Origin of the sequence: Myxococcus guangdongensis (genome assembly GCF_024198255.1) — a bacterium.
Taxonomy (GTDB): Bacteria; Myxococcota; Myxococcia; order Myxococcales; family Myxococcaceae; genus Myxococcus; species Myxococcus guangdongensis.
The window spans coordinates 419,924-435,549 of sequence record NZ_JAJVKW010000002.1 but is presented as its reverse complement, the minus strand read 5'-3'; the positions used below and the strand labels follow the sequence as shown (position 1 = coordinate 435,549).

The 15,626-nt window shown below is 68.8% G+C and carries 16 protein-coding genes; 14 read left to right on the top strand and 2 right to left on the bottom strand.

Annotated features, from left to right (window positions below; all coding sequences use genetic code 11):
- Nucleotides 1-129 precede the first annotated feature (129 nt).
- From LXT21_RS06630 to LXT21_RS06615, 4 genes are read left to right on the top strand one after another with little or no spacing between them, the layout of a single operon-like run.
- On the top strand, nucleotides 130-933 hold the full coding sequence (locus LXT21_RS06630) for a TadE/TadG family type IV pilus assembly protein (RefSeq protein ID WP_256571355.1): 804 nt from the start codon (nucleotides 130-132) through the stop codon (nucleotides 931-933).
- On the top strand, nucleotides 909-2,462 hold the full coding sequence (locus LXT21_RS06625) for a hypothetical protein (protein ID WP_254037242.1): 1,554 nt from the start codon (nucleotides 909-911) through the stop codon (nucleotides 2,460-2,462). The genes LXT21_RS06630 and LXT21_RS06625 overlap by 25 nt, the downstream gene beginning before the upstream one ends.
- On the top strand, nucleotides 2,459-3,523 hold the full coding sequence (locus LXT21_RS06620; RefSeq protein WP_254037241.1) for a TadE/TadG family type IV pilus assembly protein: 1,065 nt from the start codon (nucleotides 2,459-2,461) through the stop codon (nucleotides 3,521-3,523). Before LXT21_RS06625 ends, LXT21_RS06620 begins: the two co-directional genes overlap by 4 nt.
- Complete coding sequence (locus tag LXT21_RS06615) at nucleotides 3,523-3,699, top strand: hypothetical protein (RefSeq protein ID WP_254037240.1); 177 nt, start codon at nucleotides 3,523-3,525, stop codon at nucleotides 3,697-3,699. Before LXT21_RS06620 ends, LXT21_RS06615 begins: the two co-directional genes overlap by 1 nt.
- A 27-nt stretch (nucleotides 3,700-3,726) precedes the next feature.
- Here the strand turns inward: LXT21_RS06615 and LXT21_RS06610 are convergent, their stop codons facing one another.
- Nucleotides 3,727-4,968, bottom strand: coding sequence for an ABC transporter substrate-binding protein (locus tag LXT21_RS06610; RefSeq protein ID WP_254037239.1), 1,242 nt, complete (start codon nucleotides 4,966-4,968; stop codon nucleotides 3,727-3,729).
- Nucleotides 4,969-5,152: 184 nt separating this feature from the next.
- Here LXT21_RS06610 and LXT21_RS06605 point away from each other — a divergent pair, with 184 nt between their 5' ends.
- The 8 genes from LXT21_RS06605 to LXT21_RS06570 all read left to right on the top strand — a co-directional run bounded on the left by LXT21_RS06605 (nucleotide 5,153) and on the right by LXT21_RS06570 (nucleotide 11,995).
- On the top strand, nucleotides 5,153-5,665 hold the full coding sequence (locus LXT21_RS06605; protein WP_254037238.1) for an SUF system Fe-S cluster assembly regulator: 513 nt from the start codon (nucleotides 5,153-5,155) through the stop codon (nucleotides 5,663-5,665).
- A complete protein-coding gene (gene sufB, locus LXT21_RS06600; RefSeq protein WP_254037237.1) occupies nucleotides 5,662-7,098 on the top strand; it encodes a Fe-S cluster assembly protein SufB in 1,437 nt (478 codons plus the stop codon). Before LXT21_RS06605 ends, sufB begins: the two co-directional genes overlap by 4 nt.
- 3 nt (nucleotides 7,099-7,101) lie before the next feature.
- The gene (gene sufC, locus LXT21_RS06595) at nucleotides 7,102-7,890 is read left to right on the top strand and encodes a Fe-S cluster assembly ATPase SufC (RefSeq protein ID WP_254037236.1); all 789 of its coding nucleotides are present in this window, start codon (nucleotides 7,102-7,104) and stop codon (nucleotides 7,888-7,890) included.
- Complete coding sequence (gene sufD / locus LXT21_RS06590; RefSeq protein ID WP_254037235.1) at nucleotides 7,887-9,206, top strand: Fe-S cluster assembly protein SufD; 1,320 nt, start codon at nucleotides 7,887-7,889, stop codon at nucleotides 9,204-9,206. Before sufC ends, sufD begins: the two co-directional genes overlap by 4 nt.
- Complete coding sequence (locus tag LXT21_RS06585; RefSeq protein ID WP_254037234.1) at nucleotides 9,203-10,426, top strand: cysteine desulfurase; 1,224 nt, start codon at nucleotides 9,203-9,205, stop codon at nucleotides 10,424-10,426. Before sufD ends, LXT21_RS06585 begins: the two co-directional genes overlap by 4 nt.
- Nucleotides 10,423-10,884 (top strand): Fe-S cluster assembly sulfur transfer protein SufU, encoded by a 462-nt coding sequence (sufU, locus tag LXT21_RS06580; protein ID WP_254037233.1) that lies wholly within the window; start codon nucleotides 10,423-10,425, stop codon nucleotides 10,882-10,884. Before LXT21_RS06585 ends, sufU begins: the two co-directional genes overlap by 4 nt.
- A gap of 18 nt (nucleotides 10,885-10,902) precedes the next feature.
- A complete protein-coding gene (gene sufT / locus LXT21_RS06575; protein WP_254037232.1) occupies nucleotides 10,903-11,445 on the top strand; it encodes a putative Fe-S cluster assembly protein SufT in 543 nt (180 codons plus the stop codon).
- 160 nt (nucleotides 11,446-11,605) lie between these two features.
- Nucleotides 11,606-11,995, top strand: coding sequence for a hypothetical protein (locus tag LXT21_RS06570; protein ID WP_254037231.1), 390 nt, complete (start codon nucleotides 11,606-11,608; stop codon nucleotides 11,993-11,995).
- Between the two features lie 63 nt (nucleotides 11,996-12,058).
- Here the strand turns inward: LXT21_RS06570 and LXT21_RS06565 are convergent, their stop codons facing one another.
- Nucleotides 12,059-12,766, bottom strand: a complete 708-nt coding sequence (locus LXT21_RS06565) for a type 1 glutamine amidotransferase domain-containing protein (RefSeq protein WP_254037230.1) — start codon at nucleotides 12,764-12,766, stop codon at nucleotides 12,059-12,061.
- Nucleotides 12,767-13,007: 241 nt separating this feature from the next.
- On the opposite strand from LXT21_RS06565, the gene LXT21_RS06560 reads away from it, so the two are divergent.
- On the top strand, nucleotides 13,008-14,126 hold the full coding sequence (locus LXT21_RS06560) for an isoaspartyl peptidase/L-asparaginase family protein (protein ID WP_254037229.1): 1,119 nt from the start codon (nucleotides 13,008-13,010) through the stop codon (nucleotides 14,124-14,126).
- A gap of 82 nt (nucleotides 14,127-14,208) precedes the next feature.
- Entirely contained in the window at nucleotides 14,209-15,582 is a 1,374-nt protein-coding gene (locus tag LXT21_RS06555) for an alpha/beta hydrolase family protein (protein WP_254037228.1), read from the top strand.
- The last annotated feature ends 44 nt before the right edge of the window (nucleotides 15,583-15,626 follow it).

Here is a 15,626-nt window from a genome sequence, read left to right as displayed (position 1 = left end):
TGGTTGAAGTGGCCTTGTCCACTGTGTGGCTGTCATTGATGTGTGGCGCAGGACATTGCGGGTCGGGAATGGAAGATTCGATTCCCAGGCTTTTGTGGTTCTTTCTGTGTGCGTGGTAGTGATTGATGGATGCGATGCCCCTTCCGCTTACATCCTGCGAGGGCGCAGTCTGGACAGTCCGCGGTGGAGACCGCGATTGTCCTGCCGCTCTTCGTGTTCCTCATCCTGGGCATCCTGCAGCTCGGGTTGATGCACCAGGCGCGGCTGTTGACGAAGTACGCGGCCTACAAGGCGGTGCGGGCCGGCTCCATCCACAACGCGAACGTGCGGGAGATGGAGAAGGCGGCGGTGGCGGTGCTGCTGCCCATGCTCGCCAAGCGCTCCTCCGGCCCGGACGGCATCGAGTACGTGCGTCCGGTGGGCAGCGGGCAGGAGTTCTCGGACAAGTGGAAGGAGCTCAACGACAACAAGATGGCGGACACGGAGCTGAAGTACGCCGAGGTCACCATCTGCGGGCCGACGAAGGCCGACGCGGGCGGAAGTGGCGGCGAGGTGGACTTCGATGACCCGGACAACGCCACGTCCGGCGACTGGCGGGCGAGCCACCGCACCAAGCTGCGCATCCAGGTGACGTTCAACTACCGGCTGGTCGTCCCATTCGCGGACTGGGTCATCTTCAACGCCGCCCGCGCCCGCGACATGCCGATGTTGATGCGCATGGGCGAGGTGAAGGGGGAGGAGAAGGGCCTGGTGTCCAGCCGGAGGTTCGGGAGCGCCTCCACCGGCGAGGGCCCCTATGACAGCGCCGCGGCCAAGCGCATCTACATCGCCCCCATCCGCGCCTCCTACACCATGCGGATGCAGTCGAACCTCTACACCAACAACGACGACCTGCCCTCGAGGAACGCATGCCTCTTCTCGTTCGCCTATTGAGGCGGCCTGTCCGCCGTCGCCAGCGTGGGCAGGCCATCGTCCTGGGCTCGCTGTCGTTCCTCGTGCTCGCGCTGATGGTGACGCTCAGCTTCAACCTGAGCCACGCGCTGCGCCGCAAGATGTCCCTGCAGCAGCACGGCGACGCGATGGCGTTCTCCATGGGCGTGCTGGAGGCACGCGCGCTCAACTACTACGCGGTCAGCAACCGGGCCATCGCCGGCTCCTACGTGGCGATGAACAGCCTGCACGCGTACATGGCGGCGGCGAGCGTCACCGGCGAGATGCTGCGCGCAGGTTCGATGAACTTCGGGGCGATCGCCACCGCCGAAGGCCTCAAGTGCGCCGCCTGCCAGGGGAAGTGCCCGTGCTGCAAGCACGCCATCGAGGCCGGGGAGATCGCCGCCAAGTTCACCAAGCAGGCCTTGATGTACGACCGGGACGTCCGGGGCCTGGAGGGTCAGTTCAGGACCGCCATGGAGGGGCTGGACCTCATGGTGGACAACATCCACACCTCGCAGCGGGAGGTGCATGAGAAGACCCTGCAGGCGGTGAAGGATGGCTCGAGTCATGGCCTCTCCCAGCTCAAGACAGAGACCGTGCCCGAGGTCAGTGACCTGGCGTCGGGAGTGGGGGCCATCAACGCCAACGAGTTCAACTGCGCCGTGGACGGGATGGAGTGCCAGGGCAGCGTGGCGAACACCTCGCCCGAGGCGCGCGCGCGCGTGGTGACGGAGATTGGCAACGCGAGTCGCTCGGCGTGGCCCGCCAACCGCAAGGGGCTTCCGCCGGATCACCTGAACAAGAAGTTCCTCGAGGAGTTCAAGACCATCCCCAACAACAAGGGGACGCACGAGTTCGTCGGTCACTTCGGCTCGTCGAAGACGGTGCAGAACATGATGGGCGTCTACCTTTCGGGGCAGACGGGGGGCAATCAAGGGTCCACCGTGGCCGCCAACGAGACGGGCACCCACTCCCAGCTCACGTGGGAGGACGCCACTCCGGTGACCGCGCCCTACCTGGCCAACATCTGGAGCGACGACGGGGGCGGAGGCCACACAGTGCTGATGGCGCACCAGGGGCAGCATCGCTTCGAGGGCACGAACGCGAAGGCGCTCACGTCGTGCGCCGGCTCGGGCAACTGCTTCATGAAGTATCGCGCCAACCCCGATGCGGGCCGCGACTGGGGCCAGCCGCGCGTCTACAGCTATTACACGATGAAGCTGAACGTGGGTGACACGGGGAAGGCCCCCTGGGAGCTCAACTCCTCCCGGAGCGTGAAGGTCACGCATGGCCAGCAGGGCACCGGCAGCCTGACGCTGTCCGCGGCGGATGGCATGAGCCTGTCGAAGTCGCTCGTCTACTACCACCGCTTCAAGCAGGGCGGCTGGTCGGAGCCCCCCAACCTCTTCGCGCCCTACTGGCGCGTGAAGCTGCATCCGTTCAAGCCCGATGAGGCGAAGAAGGTGCTGGAGGAGGCGGGCAACTCCGACGCGGCCTCCATCGCCGAGGCGCCGGAGGTGTCGCTGTGAGAGCCAGGACTGGGAGCCGCTTCGAGCGGGGCGCGGCCGCGGTGGAGACGGCGCTGTGCATGCTCGTCATCATCCCCGTGTTCATGTACGCCATCTTCCTGGACGACCTCCTGAAGCACGTCCTGGACGCGCAGGAGACCGTGGTCTCCACTGTCTGGGATTATGCGGTGTCGGACTACGCCGCCGAGCCGGAGGGCGGTGAGTCCTTCGCGGGCTTCGGCCAGACGCAGGGCCTGGCGCGGCGGATGTTCTGCGACCACGAGTCGGGTCTGGACAGCTACGGCTCCGGCAATGGACCCGAGTGCGACACGGACGATGTCAGCCACCACCAGGAGGTCGTCGCGCATGCGTGCTGGCTGCATCCGGGGGCCAAGCAGGTGTACTGCTCCGTGGATCAGAACGCCGTCGGCTCCTACGGCGTGACGCTGCACGGCTCCTACATGCAGCAGTTCAACAAGGGCGGGCTCATCCGCTGCTCGGCGCGCAGTGGCGTCCAGAACTACCTGCTCCCCACGACGTTCCTCCAGGAGTTCTCGAAGGTCGACCTCGCGAAGGAGCAGAAGGACCGGAGGGAGAAGGACGTCCATGGGAACGCCAAGGGCGGGAGCGAGAAGGACACCTACCTGCTCTCGTGGGAGTACATCGCGCTGGTGACGGACACGTGGGCCCTCACCAAGGGGCAGAGCTTCTCACCCGGAGAGGGGCAGAAGGAGGCGGGCGACCTCTACGCGCGCGTGCAGCAGGTGTATTCGAACCAGGAGAACTCGGGCTACACGCAGATGGGGCCCGCCGCCGAGCAGCTCGTCAACCAGGCCATCAGTCGCAACCTGCTCGCGACCGACCTGCGGCTCGACCACACCCCGGGGGACGACCCGCGTGACGTCAGCCTCTCCATCCAGCCGCAGAACGGCGGCGCGCCGTCACAAGTCATCACCCAGGGGCTGACCCCCGCCAACTACTTCAACAACGAGTGGCGTGACTGGGAGGTGAACAACAACCAGGCCACGGCGCGGGAGCGAGGCCAGTACTACATGGGCTGCAAGCAGCCGGGAAAGTGCTGATGGCCGTGCTGAACCAACGCAAGCCTCGCGGCCAGTCCATGGTGGAGTACGCCGTCGTCACCGCGGCGCTCATGGGCTTCACGGTGATGGGCTGGCCCTTCCTGGTCCAGCTCCTCAACGCGCTGCACCGCTACTTCAACTCCATCTACTACGTCATCCAGTCCCCCATCCCGTGAGGACGGGGGACCGGGCACGCACCACCGCTACGGCTTCACGGTGGTGACGAACTCCGCCTTGCCGCCGGCGACCTTCAGCACGACGGCCTCCTTCACCGCGTCCCGGTTCGCGTCCAACGTGATGCGCCCCGCCACGCCCGGGAAGTCCTTCGTCGCCGCGATGGCGTCGCGCAGCGACGGGCCGCTCAGGTCCGGCGCGCGCTTCATCGCCTCCACCAGCACCCGGCCCGCGTCGTATGCCAGCGCGGCCACGCTGTCCGGCACGCCGCGGTAGCGCGCCTTGTAGCGCGCCAGGAACGACTGGAGCACCGGGTCCGGGTTGCCCGGCGAGTAGTGGTTGGAGAAGTAGCTGCCCTCCAGCGCGGACCCGCCCAGCTCGAACAGCTTGTCGGAGTCCCACCCGTCGCCGCCCAAGAGCGGCACCTTCAGGCCCACCTCGCGCGCCTGCCGCGCGATGATGCCCACGTCCGTGTAGTAGCCCGGCACGAACATCGCCTCCGGCTTCAGCTGCTTGATGGCCGTCAGCTGCGCGCGGAAGTCGGTGTCCCCCTTCGAGTAGCTCTCCGTCCCCACCACCTGTCCGCCGAACTCCTGGAACTTCGCGGTGAAGACGTTGGCGAGCCCCATCGAGAACGCGCTCTTGTTGTCCGTGAGCACCGCCACGCGCGACAGCTTCAGGTTCTCGCGCGCGAACTTCGCCATCACCAGGCCCTGGAACTCGTCGATGAAGCAGACGCGGAAGATGTAGTCGCCCTTCTTCGTCACCTCGGCGCTCGTCGACGTGGGCGTAATCATCGGCACCTTGCCCGCCTGCGCCTTCTCCGCCATCGCCATCGACACCGACGAGGCCGCCTCACCGAGAATCGCCACCACCTTGTCCTGGGTAATCAGCCGCGTCGCCGCCTGCGCCCCTTCCTCCGGGCGCCCCTGGCTGTCGTACACGCGCACCACCACCTTGCGGCCCTTCACGCCGCCGGCCGCGTTGGCCTCGTCCAGCGCCAGCTCGATGCCGTTGCGCGCCGACACGCCGAACGTGGCCTCACTGCCGGTGAGGCTCCCCACCTCACCCACGACGATGGGGCCCGAGTCCCCGGTCGCCTGCCCCTGCGCGCCCGGCTGGGCGGGAGCCTGCGCTGGAGTGCCCTCCTGGGAGCCTTGGGGAGCCGTGGCCTGGCCGCTCGGCGGGGCGTCGGTGGGGGTGGGCGCGGACTTCTTCTCGCAGCCCGCCAGACTCAGTGCCAGTGTGGCCAGGAGCAGCAGATGACGCATCGGCGGATTCCCTCCGGATGACAAGGGCTTCACCCTAGCCCCGTCCCAGAGAGCCTCCAACCGCAGGGCCGACCGCCTCCCGTCAAAATGCAATGTGGACTGAAACGGTCCAGATTACATATGACGCCCCGGCGGGCTGGAGGGCTCGCGTGGGAATGGACCCAGAGAGGAGAGAGCGCCCCGCATGCTCCGGATGAGCAAGATGACCGATTACGGCATCGTGCTGATGACCGAGCTGGCTCGCGTGGAGGGTGGCACCCGTACCACTCGCGAGCTGGCGGCACGTACCCGTGTGCCACTGCCCTCGGCCAGCAAGGTGCTCAAGGGCCTGCTTCAGGCGGGCCTCGTGGTGTCCCATCGAGGCGCGAACGGTGGCTACGGCCTCGCCCGGCCGGCGGCCTCGCTGTCCCTGGCGGAGCTGGTGGCCTCGCTGGAGGGCCCGGTGTCGCTCACCGAGTGTGGCGTGCACCCCACCGGCGGCGCGCCCTGTGAGCTGGAGGCCGTGTGCCAGGTGCGAGGCCACTGGCGCCTCATCAATCAGGCCATCCAGGAGTCGCTGGCGCGCCTGACGCTGGCGGACCTCATCGCCCCGGCGCCGCGCATGCCGGAGCGACTGGTGGGCCTGGGCCTGCCCTCGCGGCCCGCGAGCCCCACCGCCACCCCGACGACTTCATCCGTGACAGGAGCACGCTCATGACCACCGACACATTGCAGGAGCTGACGCGCCGCCCGTACGCGGCGGGCTTCGTCTCCGCCGTGGAGGCGGACACCTTCCCGCCCGGCCTGAGCGAGGACGTCATCCGCGCGCTGTCCGAGAAGAAGGGCGAGCCGGCCTTCCTGCTCGAGTGGCGCCTGAAGTCCTACCGCCACTGGCTCACGCTGCGCGAGCCCACGTGGCAGGCGGTGACGTACCGCCCCATCGACTACCAGGGCATCAGCTACTACTCGGCGCCGCGCTTCAAGCCGAAGAAGGACAGCCTGGACGAGGTGGACCCGGAGATTCTGCGCACCTACGAGAAGCTCGGCATTCCGCTCGAGGAGCAGAAGCGCCTGCAGAACGTCGCGGTGGACGCGGTGTTCGACTCGGTGTCCGTGGCGACGACGTTCAAGGACAAGCTCGCCAAGGCGGGCGTCATCTTCTGCTCCTTCTCCGAAGCGGTGCGCGAGCACCCGGAGCTGCTCAAGAAGTACCTGGGCACGGTGGTGCCGCACTCGGACAACTTCTTCGCGGCGCTCAACTCGGCGGTGTTCAGCGACGGCTCGTTCGTCTACGTGCCCAAGGGCGTGCGGTGCCCCATGGAGCTGTCCACCTACTTCCGCATCAACGCGGCGGAGACGGGCCAGTTCGAGCGCACGCTCATCGTCGCGGACGAGGGCTCCTACGTGAGCTACCTGGAGGGCTGCACGGCGCCCCAGCGCGACACCAACCAGCTGCACGCGGCGGTGGTGGAGCTGGTGGCGCTCAAGGGGGCCACCATCAAGTACTCCACGGTGCAGAACTGGTACCCCGGCGACGCCGAGGGCAAGGGCGGCATCTACAACTTCGTCACCAAGCGCGGCATCGCGCACGAGCGCGCGAAGATTTCGTGGACGCAGGTGGAGACGGGCTCGGCGATTACCTGGAAGTACCCGAGCGTCATCCTCAAGGGGGATGACTCGGTGGGCGAGTTCTACTCGGTGGCGCTCACCAACAACCTGCAGCAGGCGGACACGGGCACGAAGATGGTGCACATCGGGAAGAACACCCGCTCCACCATCGTGTCCAAGGGCATCAGCGCGGGCCGGGGACAGAACACGTACCGGGGGCTGGTGAAGGTGCTCAAGAGCGCCCAGGACGCGCGCAACTATACGCAGTGCGACTCGCTGCTCCTGGGGGACAAGTGCGGCGCCCACACGGTGCCGTACATCGAGGTGAAGAACGCGTCCGCGCAGGTGGAGCACGAGGCCTCCACGTCGAAGATTGGCGAGGACCAGCTCTTCTATTGCAGACAGCGCGGCATCTCCCAGGAGGACGCGGTGTCGATGATCGTCAATGGCTTCTGCCGGCAGGTCTTCAAGGAGCTCCCGATGGAGTTCGCGGTGGAAGCGCAGAAGCTGCTCGGAGTGAGTCTGGAAGGGAGCGTGGGGTAGGTCATGGCGCTGCTGTCGGTTCGGAATCTGCACGCCCGCGTGGGCGACAAGGACATCCTCAAGGGCATCGACCTGGAGGTGGGCGCCGGTGAGGTGCACGCCATCATGGGGCCCAACGGCTCGGGGAAGAGCACGCTGGCGAGCGTGCTCGCGGGGCGCGACTCCTACGAGGTGACGCAAGGCGAGGTGCTGCTCGACGGCAAGTCGCTCTTGGAGCTGTCGCCCGAGGCCCGCGCGACGGAGGGCGTGTTCCTGGCCTTCCAGTACCCGGTGGAGATTCCGGGCGTGGGCAACCTGCACTTCCTGCGCACCGCGCTCAACGCGCAGCGCCGGGTGAAGGGGCTGGAGGAGCTGGACGCGATGGACTTCCTCCAGCTCGCCAAGGAGAAGTCGAAGCTGGTGCAACTGGATGCGGCCTTCATGAACCGCTCGGTGAACGAGGGCTTCTCCGGCGGCGAGAAGAAGCGCAACGAAATCTTCCAGATGGCGGTGCTGGAGCCGCGCCTCGCGGTGCTCGACGAGACGGACTCGGGCCTGGACATCGACGCGCTGCGCACGGTGGCGGGTGGGGTGAACGGCTTGCGCTCCAAGGACCGCGGCATGGTGCTCATCACCCACTACCAGCGGCTGCTCGACTACATCGTCCCGGACAAGGTGCACGTCATGGCGGCGGGCCGCATCGTCCGCTCGGGCGGGCGTGAGCTGGCGCTGGAGCTGGAGGAGAAGGGCTACGGCTGGCTGGGCCTGGAGGGTGGCAAGGGGGCGCCGAAGGGCGGGGAGGTCCGGCGATGACGCGCTACCTGGACGTCGCCTCGCGCTTCCAGAAGGCGTCCGCGAGCGCGCCCGCCTTCCTGCGCGCCCTGCGTCAGGAGGGGCTCGCGCACTTCGAGCGCCTGGGCCTGCCGACGACGAAGGACGAGGCGTGGAAGTACACCAACGTCTCGCCCATCGCGGAGGGGGGCTTCTCGCCCGTGTCGGCGACGCGTGACAGCGCGGCGCTGGCGCCGGTGGTGGACGGGCTCGCGCTCGTGGGTGGACCTCGGCTGGTCTTCGTCGACGGACGCTTCGCTCCGGAGCTGTCGAGCGTGACGGGCCTGCCGCGTGGGCTGATGGTGAAGCCGCTCGGCGCGGCGCTGACGCAGGACGCGGCGCTGCTCGAGGCCCACCTGGGCCAGCGGGCGCGGGCGTCGGAGCAGGCCTTCACGGCGCTCAACGCGGCGCTGCTGGAGGATGGGGCGCTGGTGCACCTGTCGAAGGGCGCGCTGAGCGAGGTGCCCGTGCAGCTGATCTTCCTGACGCGCGGCGATGCGCCCGTGCTCGCGAGCCCGCGTGTATTGGTGCTCGCGGAGGAGGGCAGCGAGGGCACGTTGGTGGAGACGTACGCCAGCGCGAGCGGAGGTCCCGCGGCCACGTTCACCAACGCGGTGACCGAGGTGACGCTGGGCGACAACGCCAGCCTGAAGCACTACCGCCTCCAGTCGGAGGGGGACGCCGCGCTGCACGTGGGCGGGCTGCACGTGAAGCAGGGGCGCGACAGCCGCTTCGTCTCGCACACGTTCGCCTTCGGCGGCGTGCTGGCGCGCAACGAGGTGCACGTCTCCTTCGCGGGCAAGGGTGGCGACGCGACTCTGAACGGCCTGTACGTGGGGCGCGGGACGCAGCATCAGGATGTGCGCACCGCGCTGGACCACGCCGTCGCGGACTGCACCAGCCGCGAGCTGTACAAGGGCGTGCTGGATGACCGGGCACGCGGCACGTTCCACGGCCTGGTGAAGGTGCAGCAGGACGCGCAGCGCACGGACGCGCGGCAGCAGAACCGCAACCTCCTGTTGTCCGAGCACGCGCAGGCGGACACTCGGCCGCAGCTGGAGATTCTCGCGGACGACGTGAAGTGCGCGCACGGCGCGGCGGTGGGGCGGCTGGACGCGCAGGCGCTGTTCTACCTGCGCTCGCGAGGCATCCCCCAGGCGGAGGCGGAGCGGCTGCTCACGTATGCCTTCGCCCGCGAGCTGGTGGAGGCGGTGCCGGAGGGCCCGGTGCGCGCGAGCGTGGAGTCGCTGCTGGCCCAGAGGCTGCCGGGCGCGGCCCGGACGGAGGTGACGGCATGAGCACGTTCGACGTGCAGCAGGTGCGCGCGGACTTCCCCTTGCTGCGGCAGGAGGTGCGGGGCCGTCCCCTCGTCTACCTGGACAGCGCGGCCACGGCGCAGAAGCCACAGGCGGTCATCGACGCCATCGTCCGCTTCTACCAGCACGACAACGCCAACGTGCACCGGGGCGTCCACATCCTCTCCGAGCGCGCGACGGAGGCCTACGAGGGCGCGCGCGAGACGGTGCGCGGCTTCCTCAACGCCCGGGACGTGCGTGAAATCATCTTCGTGCGTGGCACCACGGAGGCCATCAACCTCGTGGCGCAGACCTACGGCCGCAAGCACATCGGCGCCGGGGACGAGGTGCTCATCACCCAGATGGAGCACCACGCCAACATCGTCCCCTGGAAGATGCTGTGCGAGCAGACCGGCGCCACGCTCAAGGTGATTCCGGTGGATGACCGGGGCGAGCTGGTGCTGGACGCGGTGGACGCGCTGCTCACGGAGAAGACGCGCATCCTCGCGGTGACGCACGTGTCCAACGCGCTGGGCACGGTGAACCCGGTGAAGGAGCTGACGCGCCGGGCGCACGCGAAGGGCATCCCCGTGCTGGTGGATGGGGCGCAGTCGGTGACGCACTTCCCGGTGGACGTGCAGGACATCGGCTGTGACTTCTATGCCTTCAGCGGGCACAAGACGTTCGGCCCCACGGGCATCGGCGTGTTGTACGGGCGCCTGGAGCGCCTGGAGCCGATGCCTCCGTACCAGGGCGGCGGGGACATGATCCTCTCCGTGACGATGGAGAAGGTGACGTACAACCGCGTGCCGCACCGCTTCGAGGCGGGGACGCCGAACCTGGAGGGCGCGGTGGGGCTGGCCGCGGCCATCCGGTATCTGCGGGGCGTGGGGCTGGCCGCCATCGCCGAGCACGACCGGCAGATGATGGCCTACGCGACCGAGGCGCTGGAGGCGGTGCCGGGGCTGCGGCTCATCGGCACCGCGCGCGAGAAGGCGGGCGTGCTGTCCTTCACGCTGGAGGACATCCACCCGCATGACGTGGGCACCATCCTGGACCGCGAGGGCATCTGCATCCGCACGGGCCACCACTGCGCGCAGCCGGTGATGCAGCACTTCAAGCTGCCGGCGACGGCGCGGGCGTCGCTGGCGCTCTACAACACGCGCGAGGACGTGGACGCGCTCGTGCGCGGGCTGCACAAGGTGAGGGAGGTGTTCGGATGAGCTCGGGCTCGGATGAATTGAAGGACCTCTATCAAGAGGTGGTGCTGGAGCACTCCAAGCGGCCGCGCAACTACCGCGTGGTGGAGGGCGCCAACCACGAGGCGGCGGGCCACAACCCGCTGTGCGGAGACCAGCTCTCCGTGACGCTGAAGCTGGACGGAGACGTCATCCGCGACATCGGCTTCCAGGGGCAGGGCTGCGCGATTTCACGCGCGTCCGCGTCGCTGATGACGGGGGCGGTGAAGGACAAGTCGCGCGAGGAGGCGGAGGCGCTCTTCGCGCTGGTGCACAAGCTGGTGACCGAAGGGCCGGAGTCGGTGGACCTGGACGCGCTGGGCAAGCTCGCGGTGCTGTCGGGCGTGAGCGAGTTCCCCGCGCGGGTGAAGTGCGCGAGCCTGGCGTGGCACACGATGCGCGCGGCGCTGGCGGGACACAGTGAAGCGGTCTCCACGGAGTAGGGAAGGAGGGAGCGGACCATGCGAGGCGTGACGGCGATGTTGGAGCGGGAGGTCCCCGCGACCATCATCCCCAGTGGTGACAGGGTGGTGCTGCCGGAGGGCGCGGAGCTGCGGGTGATGCAGACGCTCGGCGGCAACATCACGGTGCAGGACCCCTACGGGCAGCTCTTCCGCATCGACGAGAAGGACGGCGCGGCGCTGGGCGAGGAGTACGCGCCCAAGGAGAAGGCCTCGGGCGACCCCAGCGAGTTCCACGAGGAGCAGGTCTGGGAGCAGCTGCGCACGGTGTATGACCCGGAGATTCCGGTGAACATCGTGGAGCTGGGCCTGGTGTACGCGTGCAAGGCGGAGCCGCTGCCGGAGGGCGGGCAGCGCGTGGACATCCAGATGACGCTGACGGCGCCCGGCTGCGGCATGGGGCCGGTGCTGGTGGATGACGTGCGCACCAAGGTCAGCGGCGTGCCCGGCGTGAAGGAGGCCCACGTGGAGCTGGTGTGGGACCCGCCCTGGGACCAGGGCCGGATGACGGACGTGGCCCGGCTGCAGCTCGGGTGGATGTGACTTCCTGAGTCGAGCTGACCACGGGCTTCTGGCCCGCGCGCGTCGAGACAGGGGCGCGATACTCCTGTCTTGAAGTTGCTCTTGATGCCTGGATTGCGGAGGATGCCGCCGGCTCGGTCGTCCTTCGCTCGCACACCTTCTCGACACCAGGAGGTCTGCCATGAAGTGCCTGAAGCTGTGGCTGTGGGCTTGCGCCGTCAGTCTTGTGGTGGGGTGTGGCGGAGTGCCCGCCGAGGCGGCGGTCGACGAGAGCGAGGCCCTGAGCACGTCCTCGGAGGAGCTGGTGGGCTGTTACGCCTCCTGCTCGGATGGCACCACCGTCACGTGTCCGACGACGCCCGTCACCTGCACTTCGACGAATTACGTGGGCGTGGTCTGTGATGGCACGACGTACGCGTGCCCGCCCACCGGCTGCCGGCCCGGGATGCCGACCTGCTCCTTCGCGCGGACCAAGATCTGCCTCGACCTGTCCAGCTTCCCCTGCTGCGATGGCGGCGAGCAGGGGCAGTGCATCTGCCGGCAGGTGGGTAGCACTCCCCGCTGCCTCTGAGCGGCGCTCGAGCTCGTCGCACCGCGGGGAGGGCCGTGGAGCGCACCACGGCCCTCGCGCGCTTCAGCGTGAAGCGGCCAGCCGGCGCACGCCGAAGCTGATGGCGGCGGTGGCCAGGCTGCCCGCGAGCAGTCGGGGCCAGCGCCGCCCGGACTCCTCCGTGGCCGGGTGGTAGCGCGCGGCCACGGGGTGCTCGTCCTGGGCCTGACGCAGGCGCTCGCGCACCTCGGGCATCTTCTCCGCGAAGAGCTCCACCATGGCGCGCTCGAAAGCGGGCAGGTCTTGCGGCCCCCGGCTGGAGACCCAGTTGTCATCGCGCACCATCTCGTCGTCGCGCCACAGTGCGCCGGAGTTCTTCACGTCATCCTGGATGCCGGGCCATGACGTGAGCGTGCGGCCCTCGGTGAGGCCCGCGGAGATGAGCAGCCACGGCGCATGACAGATGATGGCCATGGGCAGGTTGAGCGAGTCCGCGTCGTGGACGAAGTCCTTGGCGAGCGCGCTCTGGCGCAGCGTGTCCGGGTTGATGAGCCCGCCGGGCAGCAGCACCGCGTCGAAGTCCGCGGCCTTCACGTCGCGCAGCGTGGCGTCCACGCGCACCTTCTTGCCCGGCAGCATGTGGTTCATGCCCCGGATGTGGCCGGGCAGCAGCGACACGACGGTCACCTCCGCGCCCTGGCGCTGAAGCTTCTTGACCGGGCGCGTCAGCTCCACCTGCTCGAAGCCGCTCGTCGCCAGCACCGCCACCCGCAAGCCCTTCAGCTTCTTCATCACGCGCTCCCCGGTTCCGTGGACGACCCCGAGACTGTGCACGCCGGCGCCATGCGGCACGGGGGACGGAGCGATCAGCAAGGCGCTTCGTCCGTGGCCTGCTCGTCGCCTGGAGGGCAGGCAGGGAGCCGTCGTTGTGCCCTCCGGAGCGCCGTGCTACCGACGCGGGCACATCCCCCTGGGAACACGCGTGTCGCGGCCTCGCACGCGTCGTCTCCCCGGGCCCGCTGGAGGTCACGGAATGTTCGCTTCCCTGCCGTCTCTTCCCCGAAGCCTCGTCGCTGGGACCGCGCTGTTCCTCCTGCCCGTGGGCTGCACGAGCACCCAGGGCGCGCAGGTGGATGACGCGCGGCTCACCCAGGAGGGCTCGGCTGCTCGCAAGCCCCGGTGGGGGTTGGTCATCCACGGCGGCGCGGGCGTCATCTCACGCGAGAACCTCTCTGCGGAGCGCGAGGCCGAGGTCCGCGCGGCGCTGCAGCAGGCCCTCGCGGCGGGACATGGCGTGCTGGCCAAGGGGGGCACGAGCCTGGACGCGGTGAGCGCGGCCATCCGTGTCCTGGAGGACTCTCCACACTTCAACGCGGGCAAGGGCGCGGTCTTCAACCACGACGGCGTCAATGAACTGGACGCGGCCATCATGGACGGCAGGACGCGCTCGGCGGGCGCCGTCGCGGGGCTTCGTCATGTGAAGAACCCCATCGACCTGGCGCGCCGGGTGATGGAGCAGTCGCCGCACGTGATGATGATGGGAGAGGGCGCGGAGGCCTTCGCCAAGGCGCAGGGCGTGGAGCTGGTGGACCCGAAGTACTTCTACACGGAGGAGCGTTGGCAGGGCCTCCAGCGCGCGCTGGAGAAGGAGCGCGCGACGCCCGCTCCGGGCACGACGCCCTCCACGCTGCGGCCCGGGTATGACCCGGTGACGGGGGACCACAAGTTCGGCACCGTGGGCGCGGTGGCGCTGGACCAGGCCGGCAACCTCGCGGCGGGCACGTCCACCGGCGGCATGACGAACAAGCGCTACGGCCGCGTGGGGGATGCGCCCATCATCGGCGCGGGCACCTATGCGGACCCGCGCTGCGCGGTCTCCGCCACGGGGCATGGGGAGTTCTTCATCCGCTACACCGTGGCGCGCGACATCTGCGCGCGCGTCGAGTACCAGGAGCTGCCCCTGCCCGAGGCCGCCAACCTGGTCGTCAACGACGTGCTGGTGAAGGCGGGAGGAGAGGGCGGCGTCATCGCGATGGACCGAGATGGGAACGTGGCGATGCCCTTCAACTCCTCGGGCATGTATCGCGGCTACGTGGGCCAGGATGGTCAGCCGCACGTGGCCATCTTCAAGGAGCCCGAGGGCGCGAAGTAGCGCGGGGCGCACTGTTGGGGCGGTGACGAGGAATCCGCGCCGGTCGCTTCCAAAAAATCCAGGATGCGGTGTCTTGGGGCTCATGCGCACGACACGATGGGTGATTCTCGTCCTGGCCCTGATGGGCTGCTCCTCGTCCGACCCGAAACCCGAGGCGCCGCTTCCTCCCGAGGAGAGCGCGACTGAATCCAAGCCGTTGACGGTGACGGTCCTCGGCTCGGGGCAGGCGGCGGCGGGAGGGCAGCAGTGGGCGTACCAGTTGCTGCGGCTCCAGGAGGAAGGCAAGGCGGCGTCCTACGCGCAGTGGTTCCCGCCGAGGAATCCGGGCGCCTGGCCCGTGATGATGCTCACGCGTCCCTACGACGGCATCACGTGGACGGGCGAGGCGGTGGACGCGAAGTGGGCGCAGCGAGGCAACGGCTTCCATCCGGATGACAGCGAGCCAGGCCACCACGCGGGCTCGTCCAACATCGTCTACAGCATCAGCACGCCGGAGTTCATCGCGGCCGAGTCGTTCTTCTACCTGTACAACGGCTTCGGCGTGCTCAACGTCTTCGGCCGCTTCTACGCCGGCGGCAGCATCCAGAATGACCGGGACGACATGCACGCGGGGCTGCGCTTCCTCGAGCAGGCGCCCGAAGTGGACCGCTCACGCATCGGCATCCAAGGAGGCTCCTGGGGTGGATTCGAGGCGCTCTACGCGGCGGCGGATGCGCCGACGGCGGTGCGTCCGAAGGCGGGTGTGGCACTCTTCCCGCTGTCCGACTTCGCGCGGCAGTTCGAATACCTGGAGACGGTGATTCCCTCGCGCGTGTCGGACCCGTGGGTGCGCGTCCAGTACGCCACGTTCTTCGAGCCCTATCAGCGCCGCATCGTCGCCACCACGGGCGGGCCACCGGGGGCACCGGGCGCGGACTACAGCACGTGGACGCGCGAGCACCTCGCGCCGAAGCTGACGACGCCCTTCCTCGTCCTGCACGAGGATTGGGACACGCTCGTCCCCGTGGAGCAGACCCGCACGCTCGCGTCGCTCGTGGGCCCGACGATGGCACCGCTGTACGTCCAACATCTGGAGGTCCCGGACTGGAACACGCGTGCGTTGGACCATGGGTCGCTGGTGGTCCAGTACGGCCATGCCGTCACCACGGTGTCCCTGGGGTATCTGCTGACGAACCTGGGGCGCGCCGAGCAGCCGCTCTACATCCCCTTCGTGCAGGACGTGTTGGTGGGGTGGCTCCAGGCGCAGCGCGTACTCCAGCTGAACGGGCGGGACGTGTCCCAGGTGGCCCCGCGCCTGCTCGAGCTGGCGGACCCACGCGTCACCCTGGTCGACATGGCCTCGGGCCACTTCTACGCGGGCTCGGAGGGGGTCGCCGCGCTGGTGAACGCACTCTGGGGCACGCAGCACACGGCGGGGAACATCCGCGAGGTGCTCTCCTCGGGGCTGCCTCCCTGAGGCCGCGTGGGCGGCGTCGTCGGATTGCAACCTCGATACTGCTG

Excerpts from the sequence above, each read along its gene's own strand:
- LXT21_RS06585 (WP_254037234.1), top strand. The coding sequence starts at position 9,203 with ATGAGCACGTTCGACGTGCAGCAGGTGCGCGCGGACTTCCCCTTGCTG.
- LXT21_RS06560 (WP_254037229.1), top strand. The coding sequence starts at position 13,008 with ATGTTCGCTTCCCTGCCGTCTCTTCCCCGAAGCCTCGTCGCTGGGACC.
- LXT21_RS06625 (WP_254037242.1), top strand. The coding sequence starts at position 909 with ATGCCTCTTCTCGTTCGCCTATTGAGGCGGCCTGTCCGCCGTCGCCAG.
- sufC (WP_254037236.1), top strand. The coding sequence starts at position 7,102 with ATGGCGCTGCTGTCGGTTCGGAATCTGCACGCCCGCGTGGGCGACAAG.
- LXT21_RS06565 (WP_254037230.1), bottom strand. The coding sequence starts at position 12,766 with ATGAAGAAGCTGAAGGGCTTGCGGGTGGCGGTGCTGGCGACGAGCGGC.
- LXT21_RS06605 (WP_254037238.1), top strand. The coding sequence starts at position 5,153 with ATGCTCCGGATGAGCAAGATGACCGATTACGGCATCGTGCTGATGACC.
- LXT21_RS06630 (WP_256571355.1), top strand. The coding sequence starts at position 130 with ATGCGATGCCCCTTCCGCTTACATCCTGCGAGGGCGCAGTCTGGACAG.
- sufB (WP_254037237.1), top strand. The coding sequence starts at position 5,662 with ATGACCACCGACACATTGCAGGAGCTGACGCGCCGCCCGTACGCGGCG.
- LXT21_RS06615 (WP_254037240.1), top strand. The coding sequence starts at position 3,523 with ATGGCCGTGCTGAACCAACGCAAGCCTCGCGGCCAGTCCATGGTGGAG.
- sufU (WP_254037233.1), top strand. The coding sequence starts at position 10,423 with ATGAGCTCGGGCTCGGATGAATTGAAGGACCTCTATCAAGAGGTGGTG.
- LXT21_RS06555 (WP_254037228.1), top strand. The coding sequence starts at position 14,209 with ATGCGCACGACACGATGGGTGATTCTCGTCCTGGCCCTGATGGGCTGC.
- LXT21_RS06610 (WP_254037239.1), bottom strand. The coding sequence starts at position 4,968 with ATGCGTCATCTGCTGCTCCTGGCCACACTGGCACTGAGTCTGGCGGGC.
- LXT21_RS06570 (WP_254037231.1), top strand. The coding sequence starts at position 11,606 with ATGAAGTGCCTGAAGCTGTGGCTGTGGGCTTGCGCCGTCAGTCTTGTG.
- sufT (WP_254037232.1), top strand. The coding sequence starts at position 10,903 with ATGCGAGGCGTGACGGCGATGTTGGAGCGGGAGGTCCCCGCGACCATC.
- sufD (WP_254037235.1), top strand. The coding sequence starts at position 7,887 with ATGACGCGCTACCTGGACGTCGCCTCGCGCTTCCAGAAGGCGTCCGCG.